Origin of the sequence: Enterococcus sp. DIV2385 (assembly GCF_051711925.1) — a bacterium.
Classification (GTDB): Bacteria; Bacillota; Bacilli; order Lactobacillales; family Enterococcaceae; genus Enterococcus; species Enterococcus faecalis.
This window is the reverse complement of the sequence record NZ_JBIONV010000001.1, coordinates 1405621-1422152: the sequence shown is the minus strand read 5'-3', so window position 1 is coordinate 1422152 and position 16532 is coordinate 1405621. Positions and strand designations below refer to the sequence as shown.

The window sequence follows — 16532 nt, the reverse complement described above, 5'->3', positions numbered from 1 at the left end:
GTTTTAACAAATCGGCAAAGGAGCCCAAGACTAAGTACGTGATGGTACTTGCTTTGGGCTCCTTTTTTATGGAGGTAACGATGAAACGAATCATTTTAATGGGAGCTATCGGTTGTGGCAAAACCACGTTATGTCAAGCTCTGCAAGGCAAAGAATTAATTTATGATAAAACACAGGCGGTGGAATTTCATACAGAAATGATTGATACACCGGGCGAGTTTATTTTGCATCGACAATATTATAATGCATTAAACGTCACAGCGGTAGAAGCAGATGTGATTGGTTTGGTTCAAAGTGCTGTAGAAACACAACAAGTTTTTTCACCAGGATTTGGTAGTATTTTCCCGAAAGAAATCATTGGTATTTTAACCAAGATTGATTTAGCACAAGATTCTCAGCAGTTAGAGATTGTTCGGCAACAATTAAAAAGTGCGGGTGCAACAAGAATTTTTGAAATTTCTTCTGTTGAAAAAATTGGCTTGCAAGAATTAGTAGATTATTTAGAGGAGGATGAAGCAGAATGAAAATTTATACAAAAACTGGCGATAAGGGAATGACGAAATTAGTCGGCAGCTCAACCGTCGCTAAGGATTCTGATCGAGTTGAAAGTTATGGAACGATTGATGAATTGAATTCTTGGGTGGGCTATATTATCAGCCAACTTCCACAAGAAAATCAAGAAATTAAAGAAGAACTAGAAGCTTTACAACATTTACTTTTTGATGCGGGAACAGATTTGTCAACACCGATTGAAGCACAACGACCATTTAAATTACAAAAGGAAAGTGTGCATTGGCTAGAACAGCGGATTGATTTCTACACTGCACAATCACCAGATATTGATCGTTTTATTTTACCTGGCGGAACCCCAGCAGCCAGTATGGTTCATGTGGCTCGGACGATTGCACGGCGCGCAGAACGCATCATTGTTCGTTTAAATTGGACAGCCAAAATTAACGAAGAGGTATTAATTTTTACCAATCGTTTATCAGATTATTTTTATGCGTTGGCTCGCTATTTAAATGTTCAAGCACAACGACCTGATGTTTTTTATGAACGAAGCGAAAAGGTTTTCCATAAAATTAAAGAAGATGGATTGTAAACAGTTGCTTTTCTAAAAAACTTATGGTAAATTTCAGATAGATTAAACGAATATTTTATGAAAAATATGAATGGAAGCCAGTGAGAGTCTGGCACGGTCCCGCCACTGTGAAGAAGCAAGGTTGCTTTTAAGTCAGGTCTTTTCATTTTTTCATTATTGGGCATGCTGTTTCGAGGCAAAACAGGATGTTTCTTAACAACGCTTGTGTTGAAAATCCAGCCCAAGATATTTGTATTAATCCAATTAATGGCACGAGGAAGTGCTTTTGGGAATTTTGGGCTGGTCTTTCAATGTTGAAGGAGATTTCAGGTACAATGACGTACTGCTATATTCCCTTTTTTTATTGACAATTAATTAAAGGCGTTGTACTCTATGGATAAGGTTTCGTGTACAATGGCGTATACATAAGGAAGCAAAGACGCTTCAGACAGATGATTTTTCGTTTGTTTGAAGTGTCTTTTTGTATTTTATTAAGGAGGAATTGAGATGAAAACAATTCATTTCCCTACCGAACTATGGGTAGGAGAAGGCGCATTAGCCAATTTGGAAACACTTCATGATAGACGTGTTTTCATTGTCACAGATCCATTCATGGTTGACTCTGGATTTGTGAATGAAGTGACAAAGCATTTAACAAAAAGTGAATGGCAAATTTTTAGTGATATCATCCCCGATCCACCAATTGATAAGATTGCTGCGGGAATTAAGCATTTAGCGACATTTCAAGGAGATACGATATTAGCTTTAGGTGGGGGATCCGCTATTGATGCGGCCAAAGCAATGAAATTTTTTGGCAAACGTACTTTGCAAACTCAGATTGCTGAGTTTATTGCGGTTCCTACAACTAGTGGAACTGGTTCAGAAGTTACGAATTTTTCAGTGATTACGGTTGCTGAAACTGGCATCAAAATCCCGCTTGTAACGGATGAAATTCAACCAGAAATTGCGATTTTAGATACAAATTTAGTGATGAGTGTGCCACCAAAAATCACAGCGGATACAGGAATGGACGTCTTAACGCATGTTATTGAAGCGTATGTTTCAACAGAAGCAAATCCGATTTCAGATGCGTTGTGCGAAAAAGTCGTTCGCTTAGTATTCGACAATTTAGAAATAGCCTTTAATGAGGGTAGCAACCAACAAGCCCGTGAAAATATGCATTTAGCTTCATGTATGGCAGGGATGGCGTTTAATGTTACTTCATTAGGCTTGAATCACGGCATTGCTCATGCGGCCGGTGCGCGTTTACATGTGCCACATGGACGAATGAATGCGATGCTCTTACCGGAAGTCATTGCATATAACAGTGGCTTAGCGAATGGCAAAGTCACCAACGAACCAACAGCTAAACGTTATGCGCAGTTAGCAAATTGTCTAAATGATACACAGACAACCAATGCACGGATTGGTGTTCAACAATTTATTCGACAAATCAAGCAACTCCGTCAAAAATTAAACATGCCTGCCACTTTTAGTGATTATGGTTTACCAAAAGAAGAAGTCCAAGCTGCGATCCCAAAAATAGCTGAAGGCGCATTGATGGATGGCTGCACCAAAACAAATCCTGTCCAACCAACAGCAGCAGAAGTGACAAAAATTTTAAATTCTATCTTATAAGCGATTGACAGGATGAAATCGATAACATATAATGTGGGTAGCACAACGGCGTGCTTCAAAATTTAAGAGCAAAGAAGCTCCTTAGTAGAAAGCGAAAGTGGAACCTTTACGTTTTTTATTGAGGATTTTTTATTTGCTAAATTAAAGGAGCGAGTCTGGTTGGAAGAAAAACAACGAATGATTCAAGAATATGTTCCTGGGAAACAAGTAACGTTAGCGCACATCATTGCTAGTCCTAATAAAGAAATTTATACAAAATTAGGGTTGCCAGAAGGTACCAGCAATGCACTAGGTATTTTGACAATCACTCCGAGCGAAGCGGCAATTATCGCTGTTGATATTGCGACTAAAAGCGGAGATATCCAAATCGGTTTTATTGATCGTTTTTCTGGATCGGTAGTCATTTCTGGTGACGTAAGCTCAGTGGAAACAGCCTTACAAGCGGTGATTGAAGGTTTACAACAGATTTTAAACTTTTCTGTAACTTGTAAAATTACCAGAACATAGCGTTGAAAGGACAAGGGCGTGAAGAAAATGGATGGACGAATTGTAATAGTCGATGATGAACCTATTACGAGACTCGATATTCGTGATATTGTGATAGAAGCAGGGTACGAAGTAGTTGGTGAAGCAGCCGATGGTTTTGAAGCAATTGAGGTATGTAAAAAAACACAACCTGACCTAGTATTAATGGACATTCAAATGCCAATTTTAGATGGTCTAAAAGCAGGTAAAAAAATTGTTCAAGACCAACTAGCCAGTAGTATTGTCTTTTTATCTGCATACAGTGACGTACAAAATACGGACAAGGCTAAAAAATTAGGAGCACTGGGTTATTTAGTTAAACCTCTAGATGAAAAATCATTAATACCTACAATTGAAATGAGCATTGAACGAGGCAAACAAACGCAGCTGTTACTAAGTCAAATCGATAAATTAAGTTTAAAATTAGAAGAACGTAAAATTATCGAAAAAGCCAAAGGTATTCTTGTAAAAGAAAATCATATATCGGAAGAAGAAGCCTACCAAATGTTGCGTACGTTAAGTATGAACAAACGCGCACGTATGAGTGAAATTGCAGAATTGATTGTAATGGATGATGAATAAATGAAACGATTAGAGCAATTATGTCACCAATATACCAATCTTTCAGAATCAGACATTAAAGAATTACAACGTACAGCACGTTATCTTTCTTCGACGACACTGTATCAAAGTGCAGATGTTTTTATTGATGTGTATAAGGAAATGTCACAGCAAGCACTAGTCGTTTATCATAAGCCGCCTGCGAAGACAACTTCTTTATATAGCGGAGATGTCGTCGGGATGGAAGCTTTATTAAAAAATGAACCTGGTGTTCTGCGTACCATGCAGACTAGCTTAAATAGCATTGGTTTGTTAGCAGTGACTCAGGAAAATCGTTTGATTAAGCAAAATATCTATCCCATTCGCAATGAACATCGAACGATTGGTGTCATTATTGTCGAGATTGCGGCAGATGAAGAGATTCAAGCGGACTTACAAAAAGAGGAGCTAAATAACTGCCAGTTAGCAAAAGTAGCGAAATCAACTAGTCAAGTCGACGCATTATTTATTGATCAATTGGCAGAAGCCGTTTTGATTTTTGATGCGGCGGGTCACTTATTAATTACCAATCACAATGCACAAGAGCTTTATCGCAAACTTGGTTATCGGGACAATATCATTGGAATGAGTTATGACAATTTGTCCATCGATTATACAACTTTTGAATATGTGTTGTATCAAATGAAATATAAAATGAGTAATCAACCAATTGAAAGCAAAACGACCTACCTTAATTATTATTTTAAGGTTCGGAAAGTGTGGTTGGCATCAGAAGAACAACTGATTATGATTATTCAAGACAATACAGAATTTAAAGAAAAAGAAGCGGAAATTATTTCCAAATCTGTTGCGATTCGTGAAATTCATCATCGTGTTAAAAATAACTTGCAATCGGTGGTTTCCTTATTGCGTATTCAAGAACGGCGAACGCAAAGCCCCGAAGCAAAAAAAGTCCTTCATGAAAGTGTCAATCGAATTATGGCGATTGCAGCCACCCATGAATTGCTGTCAAAACAAGTCAAAGATGACGTTGCTTTACGGCAAACATTGGAAGCAGTGATGTATAATTTTAGACATCTTTTTCAAGGCGCACAACCCATTGAGATGATGATGGATGTTGATCCAGCCATTATGGTTTCTAGCGAACAAATGGTTACCATTTCCCTTGTTGTCAACGAACTATTACAAAACATTTTTGATCATGCATTTGAGCCACAAACAAGTGGTGTTGTTAAACTTAGTGGAACATTAGATAATAAAATGATTACCATTACTGTTACAGATAATGGTAAAGGCTATGATGTTCATCAAAGTAACGAGACCAGTTTAGGTTTGATGATTGTCAAAAGCTACGTAAAAGATAAACTAAAAGGAAAAATTACAATTGAATCCAATAAACAGGGAACTAAAACCTGTTTCTATTTCGAACAGAACACCAGTGATGTTGTTCATTGATTAAGCAAAGGCGCTTAAAGAAAAGTAGAAAGAAATTTTCTAACGATTCTTTAAGTGCCTTTTTGTATGCAAAAGGAGGCGAGTCAGGCGATGTCGAAGGAAACACTTTTAACCGTAGGGATTGATTTAGGGACGTCTACAATCCAATTAGTCTTGTCAGAATTAACTGTTGAAAATTTTGCCTCTGCGTTTACAGTACCACGTATCAGCATTTCTGATAAAAAAGTCATTTACCGAAGTGACATTATCTTTACACCCTTACTTAACCAATCAGAAATTGATGCAGAACCTATCAAAGCGTTTGTAGCGGAGCAATATCGCCAAGCAGGCATTCATAAACAAGATATTCAAATGGGTGCGGTAATTATCACAGGTGAAACTGCTCGAAAAAGCAATGCCAACAATGTGCTACGAGCACTTAGTGGCTATGCAGGTGATTTTGTCGTTGCTACGGCTGGACCTGATTTAGAAAGTATCATTGCCGGGAAAGGCGCTGGTGCTCAAACTTATTCTGAAACGAAACGCAAACCAGTGGTTAATTTAGACATTGGTGGTGGAACGACAAATTTAGCTGTCTTTAAAGATGGTGAAGTGATTGATACGGCTTGTTTTGACATTGGCGGACGCTTAATTAAATTAGATCAACAACAAAAAATCACCTATATAGCTCCGAAGATTCAAGAAATTATAAATAAAAAAGGGCTAACCTTGCACCTTGGTGACCAAGCCACCGAACAAAACTTACTGCCAATTATTTCGGAATTAGTTGCCGTGTTAGAAAATAGCATTGGCTTGGGGACACAAAGTCCGTTCTACCAGTTATTAGTAACCAACCATCCACTACGAAAAGGTGAGGAATTACCAATTGTAACATTTTCTGGTGGTGTGGCTGATTGCTTAAATACGACAAGTACGAATCTCTTTAAATATGGGGACATCGGCTTACTTTTAGGGAAATACTTGAGAAAGTCACTGATTTTTTCGGAAAAAGAAGTCTTAGAAAGCGCAGAAACAATCCGAGCGACGGTCGTCGGAGCAGGTTCACATACTGCTGAAATTAGCGGAAGCACGATCGCTTACCGTGAGCAAATTTTGCCGGTAAAAAATATCCCAATTCTAAAATTAGCGCAAGAGGATGAAACCCTTACTGTGACAGAATTAGGCCAGCGAATCCAAGAAAAACTCAATTGGCATCGTATTGAAGAAACACCCCAGATTGCCCTAGCAATTAGAGGCATGAGCAATCCAACATTTGCTGATATTCAACGCTATGGTCAAGGGATTGTGGAAGGATTAGCTAGTTTAGTTGCTGAACAAATTCCCATTATTGTTATGGTGGATGAAGACATGGCGAAAGCTTTAGGGCATTCCTTAAGTGCCCATCTGCCAAAAGACTATCCGTTTATCTGTCTTGATTCGGTCAAAGTAGAAAACGGTGATTATGTAGATATCGGTTTACCAGTGGCAGAAGGAGCCGTCCTTCCAGTCATTGTTAAGACCTTAGTATTTAATTAAAAAGGAGCGACACAAAGATGATTTTAAAAACCAAACTATTTGGCAAAGTCTATCAATTTACATCCGTTAAAGAAGTCTTAGCCAAAGCCAATGAAGAAAAGTCTGGCGACAAGTTAGCTGGCGTAGCTGCTAATTCAGCCGAAGAACGCGTGGCAGCAAAAGTCGTTTTATCGGAATTGTCCTTAAATGACTTGTTTAACAATCCCGTCGTTGATTATGACGAAGACGAAGTGACACGCATTATTATTGACCAAGTCAATATGCGAATTTTTGAAAGTATTAAACATTGGACAGTCGCAGAATTACGCGAATTTATCTTATCTTCGGAAACAACCGATTTTGATATCAAACGAATTTCCCGTGGACTCACTTCTGAAATGATTGCTGCTGTCTGTAAATTAATGTCCAACATGGATCTAATTGTTGGCGCAAAAAAAATCAATATTGAAAAAACCGCCAACACAACGATTGGCCGTCCCGGAACTTTTTCAAATCGTTTACAGCCGAACCATCCAACCGATAATGTCGATGGCATTATGGCTTCAGTTATGGAAGGTCTTTCTTATGGCGCCGGTGATGCGTTAATTGGTTTGAATCCTGTTGATGATTCTACAGAAAGTGTTAAACGAATCTTAAACAAATTTGAAGAGTTCCGCAGCGAATGGGAAATTCCAACACAAACTTGCGTGCTTGCTCACGTAACGACACAAATGGAAGCCATGCGTCAAGGCGCGCCAACTGGCTTAGTCTTTCAATCCATCGCGGGTTCAGAAAAAGGGAACACAGCATTTGGTTTAAATGCAGAAATTTTAGCTGAAGCACAAGATTTAGCGCTTCACAGTGGTCAAGCAGCTGGTCCTAATGTGATGTATTTTGAAACAGGTCAAGGCTCAGAACTTTCTTCTGAAGCGAACTTTGGCGCAGACCAAGTGACAATGGAAGCGCGTTGTTATGGCTTAGCCAAAAAATTTGATCCGTATATTGTAAATACCGTTGTCGGCTTTATTGGACCAGAATATCTTTACGATTCAAAACAAGTCATCCGCGCTGGTTTAGAAGATCATTTCATGGGCAAATTAACTGGAATTTCAATGGGCTGTGATGTCTGCTACACCAACCATATGAAAGCTGATCAAAATGATATGGAAAACTTAGCAATGTTATTAGCAACAGCTGGTTGTACGTATATCATGGGGATTCCTCATGGCGATGATGTCATGTTAAATTATCAAACAACTGGGTTCCATGAAACTGCGACGATTCGTGAAACATTAGGCTTACGTCCAATTAAAGAATTTGAAGAATGGATGGAAAAAATGGGCTTAATGGAAAACGGAAAATTAACAAGTCGCGCTGGCGATGCATCTGTATTTATTAAATAAACGAGGTGAGAATACAAATGAACGAAAAAGAATTAAAAGAAATGATTGCCGGAATTTTAACAGAAATGGTCGCTGACAATCAAGCGGTTTCGACTGCCACTGTGACTGCTGAAGAAAAACCAGTCACAACACACGTCACTGAAACGACAGAAATTGAAGAAGGCCTAATTCCTGACATTACTGAAGTAGATTTACGTAAACAATTACTATTGAAAAATGCCGTAGATCCTGAAGCACTATTAAAAATGAAAGCTTTCTCGCCAGCTCGTTTAGGCGTTGGTCGTGCAGGGACGCGTTATATGACTAGTTCAACATTACGTTTCCGAGCGGACCATGCGGCAGCACAAGATGCGGTCTTTTCAGACGTAAGCGAAGACTTGGTAAAAGAAATGAATTTTATTTCTACAAAAACAATCTGTAACAGTAAAGATGAATATTTAACACGTCCAGATTATGGTCGTCAATTTGATGAAGAAAATAGTGAAATCATTCGGAAAAATACGACACCAAAAGCCAAAATCCAAATGGTCGTAGGGGATGGCCTTAGTTCAGCTGCTATCGAAGCGAATATTAAAGAAGTCCTACCAGCAATTAAACAAGGATTAAACATGTACAACTTAGATTTCGACAATGTTGTTTTTGTTAAATATTGTCGCGTGCCAGCAATGGATAAAATTGGTGAAATCACTGACGCTGATGTTGTTTGCTTGCTAGTTGGCGAACGTCCTGGTTTAGTAACAGCTGAATCTATGAGTGCCTACATTGCTTACAAACCAACTGTCGGTATGCCAGAAGCACGGCGGACAGTTATTTCAAATATTCACAAAGGTGGGACACCGGCTGTTGAAGCAGGTGCCTACATTGCCGAAATTATTAAAAAAATGTTAGACAAGAAAAAATCTGGTATTGATTTAAAAGAAGCTGAATAAAGGAGGATTTCTCATGAAAAATGATCGTCTAGGCGCAAATGTCCTAAGTATGAAAGTCATTCCCAATGTCGATCCGGCATTAGCAAAAGAATTATCATTGAAACCAGAACATCGCTCATTAGGAATTGTTACTTCCGATTGTGATGATGTCACTTATGTTGCATTAGATGAAGCAACCAAAGCCACCGATGTTACTGTAGTTTACGGTAAAAGTATGTATGCTGGCGCAGCAAATGCTTCAACCAAATTAGCCGGTGAAGTGATTGGCATTATTGCTGGTCCGAGTCCTGCCGAAGTCAATAGTGGCTTGAGTGTCATTACGCAAGTCATTGAAGAAGAAGCCAGCTTCTATAGTGCTAACGAAGATGACAGTATTGTTTATTTTGCACATGTAGTGTCAAGAACAGGTAGCTTTTTATCTGAACAAGCGAATATTCCTGAAGGTGAAGCGATTGCTTATCTGATTGCACCACCGCTAGAAGCAATGGTTGGCTTAGATGCAGCAATGAAAGCTGCCGATGTTCAAATGGGTGTCTTTTATGGCCCACCTTCTGAAACGAACTTTGGCGGCGCCTTATTGACAGGTAGTCAATCTGCATGTAAAGCTGCTTGCAGTGCGTTTGAACAAGTCATTCAAAATATCGCTGACAATCCGTTGAGTTATTAAGGATGTGACCTGAATGAAAGCATTAGGAATGGTCGAAGTCAAAGGATTTTTAGGTGCCATTAGTGTGGCCGATGCGGCATTGAAAGCCGCCGACGTTACTTTGTTAAAAGCTGAAATTATTAATGGCGGTTTAACAACTGTGGAACTGATTGGTGACGTTGCCGCGGTCCAAGCTGCCGTTGAAGTAGGCACGGAAGTAGCTAAAGAATTAAATTGTTTAATTGCTCATCATGTGATCTCACGGGTTGATGCTCAAACGGAAGTAATTTTATCAGATCCAGAACCCAAGTCAGCACCTGAACCGATGGAACAAGTAGAAGTAATTGAAGAAGAGATTGAAACACCAGATTTGGAAGAACACACTGGCACACGCCAAAAATTAGAAACACAACGCGTGGTTGATTTACGCAAACAAGCCTACAAAATGAACCTAAGTAGTTTAAAGAAAAGTGAGATTAAATTTGCCAATAAAGAAGCTTTAATTCAAGCAATCATGGCTGAAATAGAAAGAAGTGAAGACGAGTGGAATTAGTAGATAAAGACTTACGTTCCATCCAAGAAACAAGAAATTTAATCAGAAAAGCCAAAGAGGCACAGCAAGTATTAGCAACATTTTCGCAAAAACAAATCGATGCGATTGTCCAAGCAGTTTCAGAGGCTACGTTTAACCAACGAGAAAAGTTAGCGAAAATGGCCAATGAAGAAACAGGATTTGGTATTTATGAAGATAAAATCATCAAAAATGCTTTCGCTTCAAAAGTAGTATATGACGAAATGAAGGACAAAGCTACAGTTGGTGTGATCCATGATGACGCTGCCAAAAAAGTCACTGAAATTGCTGTCCCAGTTGGTGTAATTGCAGGATTAATTCCTTCTACCAACCCGACATCAACAGTCATTTACAAAGCATTAATTTCATTAAAAGCGGCCAACAGCATTGTTTTTTCACCACATCCCAATGCGTTGAAATCGATTATTGAAACAGTGGAAATTATCCAAAAAGCGGCTATTGCTGCAGGGGCACCAGAAGGTTGTGTCTCGGTCATCAAAACGCCAACTATGCAAGCGACCAGCGAATTAATGAAAAATAAAGAAACAAATTTAATTTTAGCTACTGGTGGAAACGCAATGGTTAAAGCAGCGTACTCTTCTGGAACACCAGCAATCGGTGTCGGGCCTGGTAATGGACCAGCCTACATCGAACGAAGCGCAAATGTTCCTCATGCAGTGAAACAAATAATGGATTCAAAAACTTTCGATAACGGTACAATTTGTGCATCGGAACAATCAATTATTGTTGAAACTGTCAACCGTGAAGCGGTCAAAGAAGAGTTAATTAAGCAGGGCGCGTATTTCTTAAGTCCAGCCGAAGCCGACAAATTAGCTAAATTTATTTTACGACCAAACGGTACAATGAACCCGCAAATCGTGGGTCGTTCCGTTCAACATATTGCTTCATTAGTTGGTTTATCTATTCCAAAAGATCGCCGCTTAATTGTTGCCGAGGAAACACATGTAGGCTTGAAATATCCATTTTCAAGAGAAAAATTGGCACCGATTATTGCTTTCTATACAGTTGAAAACTGGGAAGCAGCTTGCGCGTTATCAATTGAAATTTTGAAAGGTGAAGGTGCGGGTCATACGATGGGTATTCACACAGAAAACAAAGAAGTCATTCGTGAATTTGGCTTAAGAAAACCCGTCTCTCGTTTGCTTGTTAACACCTCTGGTACACTTGGCGGAATTGGTGCTTCAACTAACTTAGTGCCAGCATTAACACTAGGTTGTGGCGCAGTTGGTGGCAGCTCAACTTCTGATAATATTGGGGTTGAAAATCTGTTCAATTTACGTCGTGTTGCTTATGGCGTGCGTGATTTAGAAGAGATTCGTCAAGAATTTGGTCAAACATCAACCACATCTGTGGCTACTTCTTGCGAAACAACCAATCAAGAAGAACTAGTAAATGCCGTGGTGGCTCAAGTTTTAGCTCGCTTAAACTAACAAGAAACGAGCGAGTAAGAGTAAAACAAATAAATTATTGGATTTAGGGTTTGGGACCTAAGTCAAATTGATAATTGTCCCAAATTTTTAAAAATAAAACATACATCTTAGGAGGAAATTATAATGTCAAGTACAAATGCTTTAGGAATGATCGAAACTCGTGGTTTAGTAGGTGCTGTTGAAGCAGCTGATGCAATGGTGAAAGCGGCAAACGTTACTTTAATTGGAAAAGAACAAGTCGGTGGCGGTTTAGTTACAGTAATGGTTCGCGGTGACGTTGGTGCTGTAAAAGCAGCAACAGATGCTGGTGCTGCTGCAGCAGAACGTGTTGGTGAATTATTATCTGTCCATGTAATTCCACGTCCACATACAGAAGTAGACGCTATTTTACCACACGCAACAACTGAATTATAATTTTGATTTTTTGGGGCAGAGGTAGGTTCATTACTTCTGTCCTAAACTTTCATTGAGGAGGGGTGTTATGACAGTTATTACAGAAGATATGCTTCGCAACAAAAGGCTTAAAAAAGAACTAGAAGATGGCACGGATTTTGTGTTTCCTGTAGGCAGTTTTCTGACGCCAGCCGCCAAAAGCTATCTACGCGAGCATCGGATTAATAGCAGCTTCTCTTCAACAAACCCATTGCTTTCTGAGGTTCATTCAGTGAAGGCCTCCTCACAAAAACAAAAACAAGAACATTTATCAAAAGAAACAATTTATGAGATTCGGCACTTAAGCCATCTATTGTATTTGCCTTTCTTAACGAATGAAGCGTTATCAACAGAAGGTTGGTTATATTTCGAACAACAACAACAGTGGTTAGAGAAGTTTATTTTAGAACAGTCGATTGTAATGGAACCAGTCATTTTGGAATCAAAGGTAACTATTCTAACTAACCAACAGAGACAATGGCGCTATTCCTCAAAAGAAATTCAATTACAACTAGATAAAATTATTCTCCAGTTAAAAGGAGAATCACAACTGTTCGGCCTTTTTCAATCTTGGGCTACAGAATTAATTAGCACCATGGCTGAAATATCACGAAACTAGGAGATGAACAAATTGGATTCAATGAATGAAATTGTTGAAGAAGTTGTTAAACGAATTCAGCAACAACAACAAAATACTTTTGAAGTTGAAGCATCTGGCCGACATGTTCATTTGTCTCGTCAAGAGATTGATGCATTATTTGGACCAGGATATCAACTAACAAAAGTGAAAGATTTATCACAACCTGGACAGTTCGTTTGTAAAGAACGAATTACGGTTGCTGGACCTAAAGGACTTTTTCAAAATGTGGTTATTTTAGGCCCTGAACGTAGCGAATCACAAGTCGAAGTTTCTATGACGGATACGCGTATTTTAGGAATTAATGCCCCAGTTAGAGAGAGTGGCAAGACAGAAGGGACACCTGGCGTCACGCTGATGAACGGATCAGCAGTTGTGACATTAAGTCACGGCTTAATTGTTGCCAAACGTCATATTCACATGACACCCGAAGACGCCTTGAAAAATAAAGTAAGCAATAGCCAAATTGTGCAAGTCAAAGTGGAAGGCACACGTCCGTTAATCTTTGATGATGTGGTTGTGCGAATCAGTCCGCGATTTGCAACGTACATGCACATTGACTACGATGAAGCCAACGCTTGCGGCTTAACCAAAGGAGCTCGTGGCTATATTCTTAAGTAAAAGGAGGAAGGACAATGAACGTTTCTGAAATGGAAAATTTGATTCAACAGATTACTGATCAAATTTGTCAACAATTGCTGTCGTCGTCTTATTCAGTGGCTTTAGCAGAAGCAAAAGAAGCATTTCCTGAAGAAATGTTTGTTCGTTTTCCTGATGTAAATTGGGTAACCAAGGAGCAGAAGCTAGCACGAGGCTTGGTTGTAAAGAGGCTAACGATTTCCCAAGTAAATGCGATTGCGCATTTACAGGAAACGGATGAATTAGTCAAAAACATCTTAGCATTCTTATTTGAAGGTAAGCCGGTATTGGTTTTAACCCCAATACCTTCAGTGACTAAAAATTCACGATTGAAGTATCGTTTGAAACGAACGATTCAGGAAAACGTGGACACGTGCCAACAGTTTGGGATGATTTTTTATCATGATTCAGAAAATTATGCTATGTTTCAGGCGGCCTGTCAAAAACAACTTCGTTCTTTAGCTGAGACCAAACGAACCTACATTACTGAAAAACAATTGATAAGAATGACAGAATCAGGTGTTTCTTTAAGTAAAAACGCCTATTTAACCCCGTTAGCGAAAGATTATGCTAGGAAACATCAATTGCTGACGTAAGGAGGAAAAACGATGCTTTTAGGAAAAGTGACTGGTAGCCTTTGGTCAACAAGAAAAGATGAAAAATTAAATGGCTGGAAATTTATGATGGTTGATATTTTGAATCAAGAGGACGAAAAGCAAGGATTTCTAATTGCTGCTGACAACGCTGGAGCTGGTGTCGGGGACAAAGTGTTAATTAGTCAAGGCAATGCTGCCCGTATTTCGGCAGAAGATCCGAATGTCCCAATTGATGCAATGATTGTTGGTGTCATTGATTCTACAGAGGAAGAATAGGGAGGACGAGACATGAGCATTAATGAAATTATTATGTATATTATGGTTCTTTTCATGATTATTGGAGGAATCGATAAATGTATTGGCAACAAACTAGGTTTAGGGGAGCAATTTGAGGAAGGGATTATGGCTATGGGTTCTCTAGCGCTTTCTATGGTAGGGATTATCACTTTAGCGCCTGTCTTAGCCAATCTTTTAAGTCCGATTGTCGTTCCTGTCTATGAATTACTAGGGGCTGATCCAGCAATGTTTGCCACAACCTTATTGGCTAATGATATGGGCGGCTTTGCGTTAGCACAACAATTAGCCAATGATCCACAAGCTGGTTTATTTGCGGGGGCAATCTTAGGTGCAATGATGGGACCAACGTTAGTCTTTACAATTCCAGTAGCGCTTGGCATTATCCAAAAAGACGACCAGCAATTCTTAGCAACGGGTGTTTTGAGCGGGATTATTACAATTCCTTTTGGTTTATTAGCAGGTGGTTTAACAGCTGGCATGCCATTGTCATTGATTATTCCTAACTTAATTCCAATTATTATTGTTGCTGCTTTAATTATTTTAGGTTTATGGTTAGCGCCAAATGGCATGATTAAAGGCTTCCAAATTTTTGGTCAAGGCGTAGTGATTGTCGCTATCTTTGGTTTAGTTGTGGGGGCGATTCAACTATTATTAGGAATTACAGTGATTCCTGGTATTGCACCAGTTACTGAAGGAATTGAAGTCGTTGGCGGGATTGCTTTAACTTTAGCTGGCGCTTTCTGTTTAGTCGCTGTGATTACGAAAGTCTTTAATAAACCATTGATGAAACTAGGAAAAGTTTTAGGAATGAATGAAGTAGCGGCTGCAGGAATGGTTGCTACATTAGCTAACAATATTCCCATGTTCCAAATGTTAAAAGACATGGATAATCGAGGAAAAATTATTAATATCGCTTTTGCTGTTTCGGCTTCTTTCGTTTTAGGTGACCATCTTGGTTTTACTGCAGGCGTAGCAAAAGAAATGATTTTTCCAATGATTGTTGGCAAATTAGTTGGAGGGATTACCGCCATTTTTGTGGCTATCTTTATGGCAAATCGAATGCTAGGGAAACCCGAAACAGAAGTGAAATAATGAGGTGTAAATATGACAGAATTAAATCGTGAAATGATTGAAACGCTTGTTCGACAAATTGTCACAGAAAAATTAATGCCGACTAAACAAGTGGATCCCAGTGGAATTATGTCCATCAAATTACCCGAAATTGACGTAACAGAAGACGATCGCTTAGATACAGGCAACCCAGCGGACATTGTTTACACAAAAGATCTGTTTTCTTTAGAAGAAAGCCCGCGCCTTGGTTGCGGTTTAATGGTGATGAAAGATACCACCTTCGATTGGACACTAGAATACGATGAAATTGATTATATTATTTCAGGACAACTGGATATACTGATTGACGGACGTAAAATTTCTGCAACAGCCGGTGAAATTATTTTAATCCCGAAAAGCAGCAAAATTCAATTTTCAGTGACGGGTGATGCCCGCTTTGTCTACGTGACTTATCCAGCAGATTGGCAAAGCCAATAATTATTTTGTCGGTATTCAGAGAATAATTTTGCCAAAACCCTTTACTCAGCGTTATAATAAATAAGAACGAAAAAAGGGGTTGAGTGAATGACATTTGAGAATCCAAGTCAAAATCAAATTTTTGATATTCTAAAACAAGCAAAAAATATTGCGGTGGTTGGTTTGAGTAACAAGCCCGACCGCACGAGTTACAAAATTGCGGAAATTTTACAGCAACATGGCTATCGTGTGTTACCTGTCAATCCAGTTTTAAAAGGCGAAACGGTGCTTGGCGAAACAGTTTATGGGGCATTAACAGAGATTCCTGAAAAGATTGATATTGTTGACGTCTTTCGGCGGAGTGAATTTTTGCCAGAAGTGGCCGCAGAAACATTGAAAACAGAAGCGCCTGTCTTTTGGGCCCAACTAGGTTTGGAAAACGAAGAGGCAGCGAACTTGTTATTAAATGAAGGTCGTCAAGTTATTATGGACCGTTGTATTAAAATTGAATTGGCAAAAATGGCAGATGCTGAATAAACACGTGTAATTTTATAAAGAAAGAGCGTCCTGAACGGAAAGCTCTTTTTTTTTTGACCCAGATAGAGTATTATTGTAATGATGGTTTTAGAAGGAGCGAACGGAAAACGCAA

General features: G+C 39.0%; 20 protein-coding genes and 1 riboswitch. All 20 genes read left to right on the top strand.

What is annotated here, in order from left to right:
• The first annotated feature begins 80 nt into the window (after window positions 1-80).
• The 20 genes from IGM04_RS06975 (at window position 81) to IGM04_RS06880 (ending at window position 16419) form a co-directional block, all read left to right on the top strand.
• On the top strand, window positions 81-524 hold the full coding sequence (locus IGM04_RS06975; RefSeq protein ID WP_086317902.1) for a EutP/PduV family microcompartment system protein: 444 nt from the start codon (window positions 81-83) through the stop codon (window positions 522-524).
• Window positions 521-1102, top strand: a complete 582-nt coding sequence (locus IGM04_RS06970) for a cob(I)yrinic acid a,c-diamide adenosyltransferase (protein WP_002360247.1) — start codon at window positions 521-523, stop codon at window positions 1100-1102. Before IGM04_RS06975 ends, IGM04_RS06970 begins: the two co-directional genes overlap by 4 nt.
• Before the next feature lie 44 nt (window positions 1103-1146).
• Window positions 1147-1296, top strand: a riboswitch (adenosylcobalamin (AdoCbl) riboswitch).
• Between the two features lie 292 nt (window positions 1297-1588).
• Window positions 1589-2719, top strand: a complete 1131-nt coding sequence (locus IGM04_RS06965; RefSeq protein WP_086317901.1) for a 1-propanol dehydrogenase PduQ — start codon at window positions 1589-1591, stop codon at window positions 2717-2719.
• 159 nt (window positions 2720-2878) lie between these two features.
• The gene (gene eutS / locus IGM04_RS06960) at window positions 2879-3226 is read left to right on the top strand and encodes an ethanolamine utilization microcompartment protein EutS (protein WP_086317900.1); all 348 of its coding nucleotides are present in this window, start codon (window positions 2879-2881) and stop codon (window positions 3224-3226) included.
• Window positions 3227-3253: 27 nt separating this feature from the next.
• Window positions 3254-3826, top strand: coding sequence for an ANTAR domain-containing response regulator (locus IGM04_RS06955; RefSeq protein WP_002384488.1), 573 nt, complete (start codon window positions 3254-3256; stop codon window positions 3824-3826).
• Window positions 3827-5260, top strand: coding sequence for a sensor histidine kinase (locus IGM04_RS06950; RefSeq protein WP_002357504.1), 1434 nt, complete (start codon window positions 3827-3829; stop codon window positions 5258-5260).
• 66 nt (window positions 5261-5326) lie between these two features.
• Complete coding sequence (gene eutA / locus IGM04_RS06945) at window positions 5327-6775, top strand: ethanolamine ammonia-lyase reactivating factor EutA (protein WP_086317899.1); 1449 nt, start codon at window positions 5327-5329, stop codon at window positions 6773-6775.
• Between the two features lie 17 nt (window positions 6776-6792).
• A complete protein-coding gene (locus tag IGM04_RS06940; RefSeq protein WP_002357506.1) occupies window positions 6793-8157 on the top strand; it encodes an ethanolamine ammonia-lyase subunit EutB in 1365 nt (454 codons plus the stop codon).
• A 17-nt stretch (window positions 8158-8174) separates the two neighbouring features.
• On the top strand, window positions 8175-9086 hold the full coding sequence (gene eutC / locus IGM04_RS06935; RefSeq protein WP_002363986.1) for an ethanolamine ammonia-lyase subunit EutC: 912 nt from the start codon (window positions 8175-8177) through the stop codon (window positions 9084-9086).
• A gap of 13 nt (window positions 9087-9099) precedes the next feature.
• Window positions 9100-9753: an ethanolamine utilization microcompartment protein EutL gene (eutL, locus tag IGM04_RS06930; protein WP_086317898.1), complete on the top strand. Its 654-nt coding sequence runs from the start codon at window positions 9100-9102 to the stop codon at window positions 9751-9753.
• 13 nt (window positions 9754-9766) lie between these two features.
• On the top strand, window positions 9767-10285 hold the full coding sequence (locus IGM04_RS06925) for a BMC domain-containing protein (RefSeq protein WP_002357510.1): 519 nt from the start codon (window positions 9767-9769) through the stop codon (window positions 10283-10285).
• Window positions 10276-11754 carry an acetaldehyde dehydrogenase (acetylating) gene (locus IGM04_RS06920; protein ID WP_002357511.1) on the top strand — a complete coding sequence of 493 codons (1479 nt, stop codon included), beginning with the start codon at window positions 10276-10278 and terminating at the stop codon, window positions 11752-11754. The genes IGM04_RS06925 and IGM04_RS06920 overlap by 10 nt, the downstream gene beginning before the upstream one ends.
• Window positions 11755-11877: 123 nt before the next feature.
• Entirely contained in the window at window positions 11878-12168 is a 291-nt protein-coding gene (locus IGM04_RS06915; protein WP_002357513.1) for a BMC domain-containing protein, read from the top strand.
• Between the two features lie 67 nt (window positions 12169-12235).
• Entirely contained in the window at window positions 12236-12805 is a 570-nt protein-coding gene (locus IGM04_RS06910; RefSeq protein ID WP_002357515.1) for a hypothetical protein, read from the top strand.
• Between the two features lie 3 nt (window positions 12806-12808).
• Window positions 12809-13444 (top strand): ethanolamine utilization phosphate acetyltransferase EutD, encoded by a 636-nt coding sequence (gene eutD, locus IGM04_RS06905; protein ID WP_002357516.1) that lies wholly within the window; start codon window positions 12809-12811, stop codon window positions 13442-13444.
• Between the two features lie 14 nt (window positions 13445-13458).
• A complete protein-coding gene (locus tag IGM04_RS06900; protein ID WP_016634200.1) occupies window positions 13459-14058 on the top strand; it encodes a TIGR02536 family ethanolamine utilization protein in 600 nt (199 codons plus the stop codon).
• A gap of 12 nt (window positions 14059-14070) precedes the next feature.
• Entirely contained in the window at window positions 14071-14334 is a 264-nt protein-coding gene (locus tag IGM04_RS06895) for a EutN/CcmL family microcompartment protein (protein ID WP_002357519.1), read from the top strand.
• Window positions 14335-14346: 12 nt separating this feature from the next.
• Window positions 14347-15447: an ethanolamine utilization protein EutH gene (gene eutH, locus IGM04_RS06890; protein ID WP_002396318.1), complete on the top strand. Its 1101-nt coding sequence runs from the start codon at window positions 14347-14349 to the stop codon at window positions 15445-15447.
• Between the two features lie 12 nt (window positions 15448-15459).
• Window positions 15460-15903, top strand: coding sequence for an ethanolamine utilization protein EutQ (locus tag IGM04_RS06885; RefSeq protein ID WP_002357522.1), 444 nt, complete (start codon window positions 15460-15462; stop codon window positions 15901-15903).
• Window positions 15904-15990: 87 nt separating this feature from the next.
• The gene (locus tag IGM04_RS06880) at window positions 15991-16419 is read left to right on the top strand and encodes a CoA-binding protein (RefSeq protein WP_002377361.1); all 429 of its coding nucleotides are present in this window, start codon (window positions 15991-15993) and stop codon (window positions 16417-16419) included.
• Window positions 16420-16532: the final 113 nt, after the last annotated feature.

Excerpts from the sequence above, each read along its gene's own strand:
- IGM04_RS06975 (WP_086317902.1), top strand. The coding sequence starts at position 81 with ATGAAACGAATCATTTTAATGGGAGCTATCGGTTGTGGCAAAACCACG.
- IGM04_RS06970 (WP_002360247.1), top strand. The coding sequence starts at position 521 with ATGAAAATTTATACAAAAACTGGCGATAAGGGAATGACGAAATTAGTC.
- IGM04_RS06965 (WP_086317901.1), top strand. The coding sequence starts at position 1,589 with ATGAAAACAATTCATTTCCCTACCGAACTATGGGTAGGAGAAGGCGCA.
- IGM04_RS06955 (WP_002384488.1), top strand. The coding sequence starts at position 3,254 with ATGGATGGACGAATTGTAATAGTCGATGATGAACCTATTACGAGACTC.
- IGM04_RS06950 (WP_002357504.1), top strand. The coding sequence starts at position 3,827 with ATGAAACGATTAGAGCAATTATGTCACCAATATACCAATCTTTCAGAA.
- eutA (WP_086317899.1), top strand. The coding sequence starts at position 5,327 with ATGCAAAAGGAGGCGAGTCAGGCGATGTCGAAGGAAACACTTTTAACC.
- IGM04_RS06940 (WP_002357506.1), top strand. The coding sequence starts at position 6,793 with ATGATTTTAAAAACCAAACTATTTGGCAAAGTCTATCAATTTACATCC.
- eutC (WP_002363986.1), top strand. The coding sequence starts at position 8,175 with ATGAACGAAAAAGAATTAAAAGAAATGATTGCCGGAATTTTAACAGAA.
- eutL (WP_086317898.1), top strand. The coding sequence starts at position 9,100 with ATGAAAAATGATCGTCTAGGCGCAAATGTCCTAAGTATGAAAGTCATT.
- IGM04_RS06925 (WP_002357510.1), top strand. The coding sequence starts at position 9,767 with ATGAAAGCATTAGGAATGGTCGAAGTCAAAGGATTTTTAGGTGCCATT.
- IGM04_RS06915 (WP_002357513.1), top strand. The coding sequence starts at position 11,878 with ATGTCAAGTACAAATGCTTTAGGAATGATCGAAACTCGTGGTTTAGTA.
- IGM04_RS06910 (WP_002357515.1), top strand. The coding sequence starts at position 12,236 with ATGACAGTTATTACAGAAGATATGCTTCGCAACAAAAGGCTTAAAAAA.
- eutD (WP_002357516.1), top strand. The coding sequence starts at position 12,809 with ATGAACAAATTGGATTCAATGAATGAAATTGTTGAAGAAGTTGTTAAA.
- IGM04_RS06900 (WP_016634200.1), top strand. The coding sequence starts at position 13,459 with ATGAACGTTTCTGAAATGGAAAATTTGATTCAACAGATTACTGATCAA.
- IGM04_RS06895 (WP_002357519.1), top strand. The coding sequence starts at position 14,071 with ATGCTTTTAGGAAAAGTGACTGGTAGCCTTTGGTCAACAAGAAAAGAT.
- eutH (WP_002396318.1), top strand. The coding sequence starts at position 14,347 with ATGAGCATTAATGAAATTATTATGTATATTATGGTTCTTTTCATGATT.
- IGM04_RS06885 (WP_002357522.1), top strand. The coding sequence starts at position 15,460 with ATGACAGAATTAAATCGTGAAATGATTGAAACGCTTGTTCGACAAATT.
- IGM04_RS06880 (WP_002377361.1), top strand. The coding sequence starts at position 15,991 with ATGACATTTGAGAATCCAAGTCAAAATCAAATTTTTGATATTCTAAAA.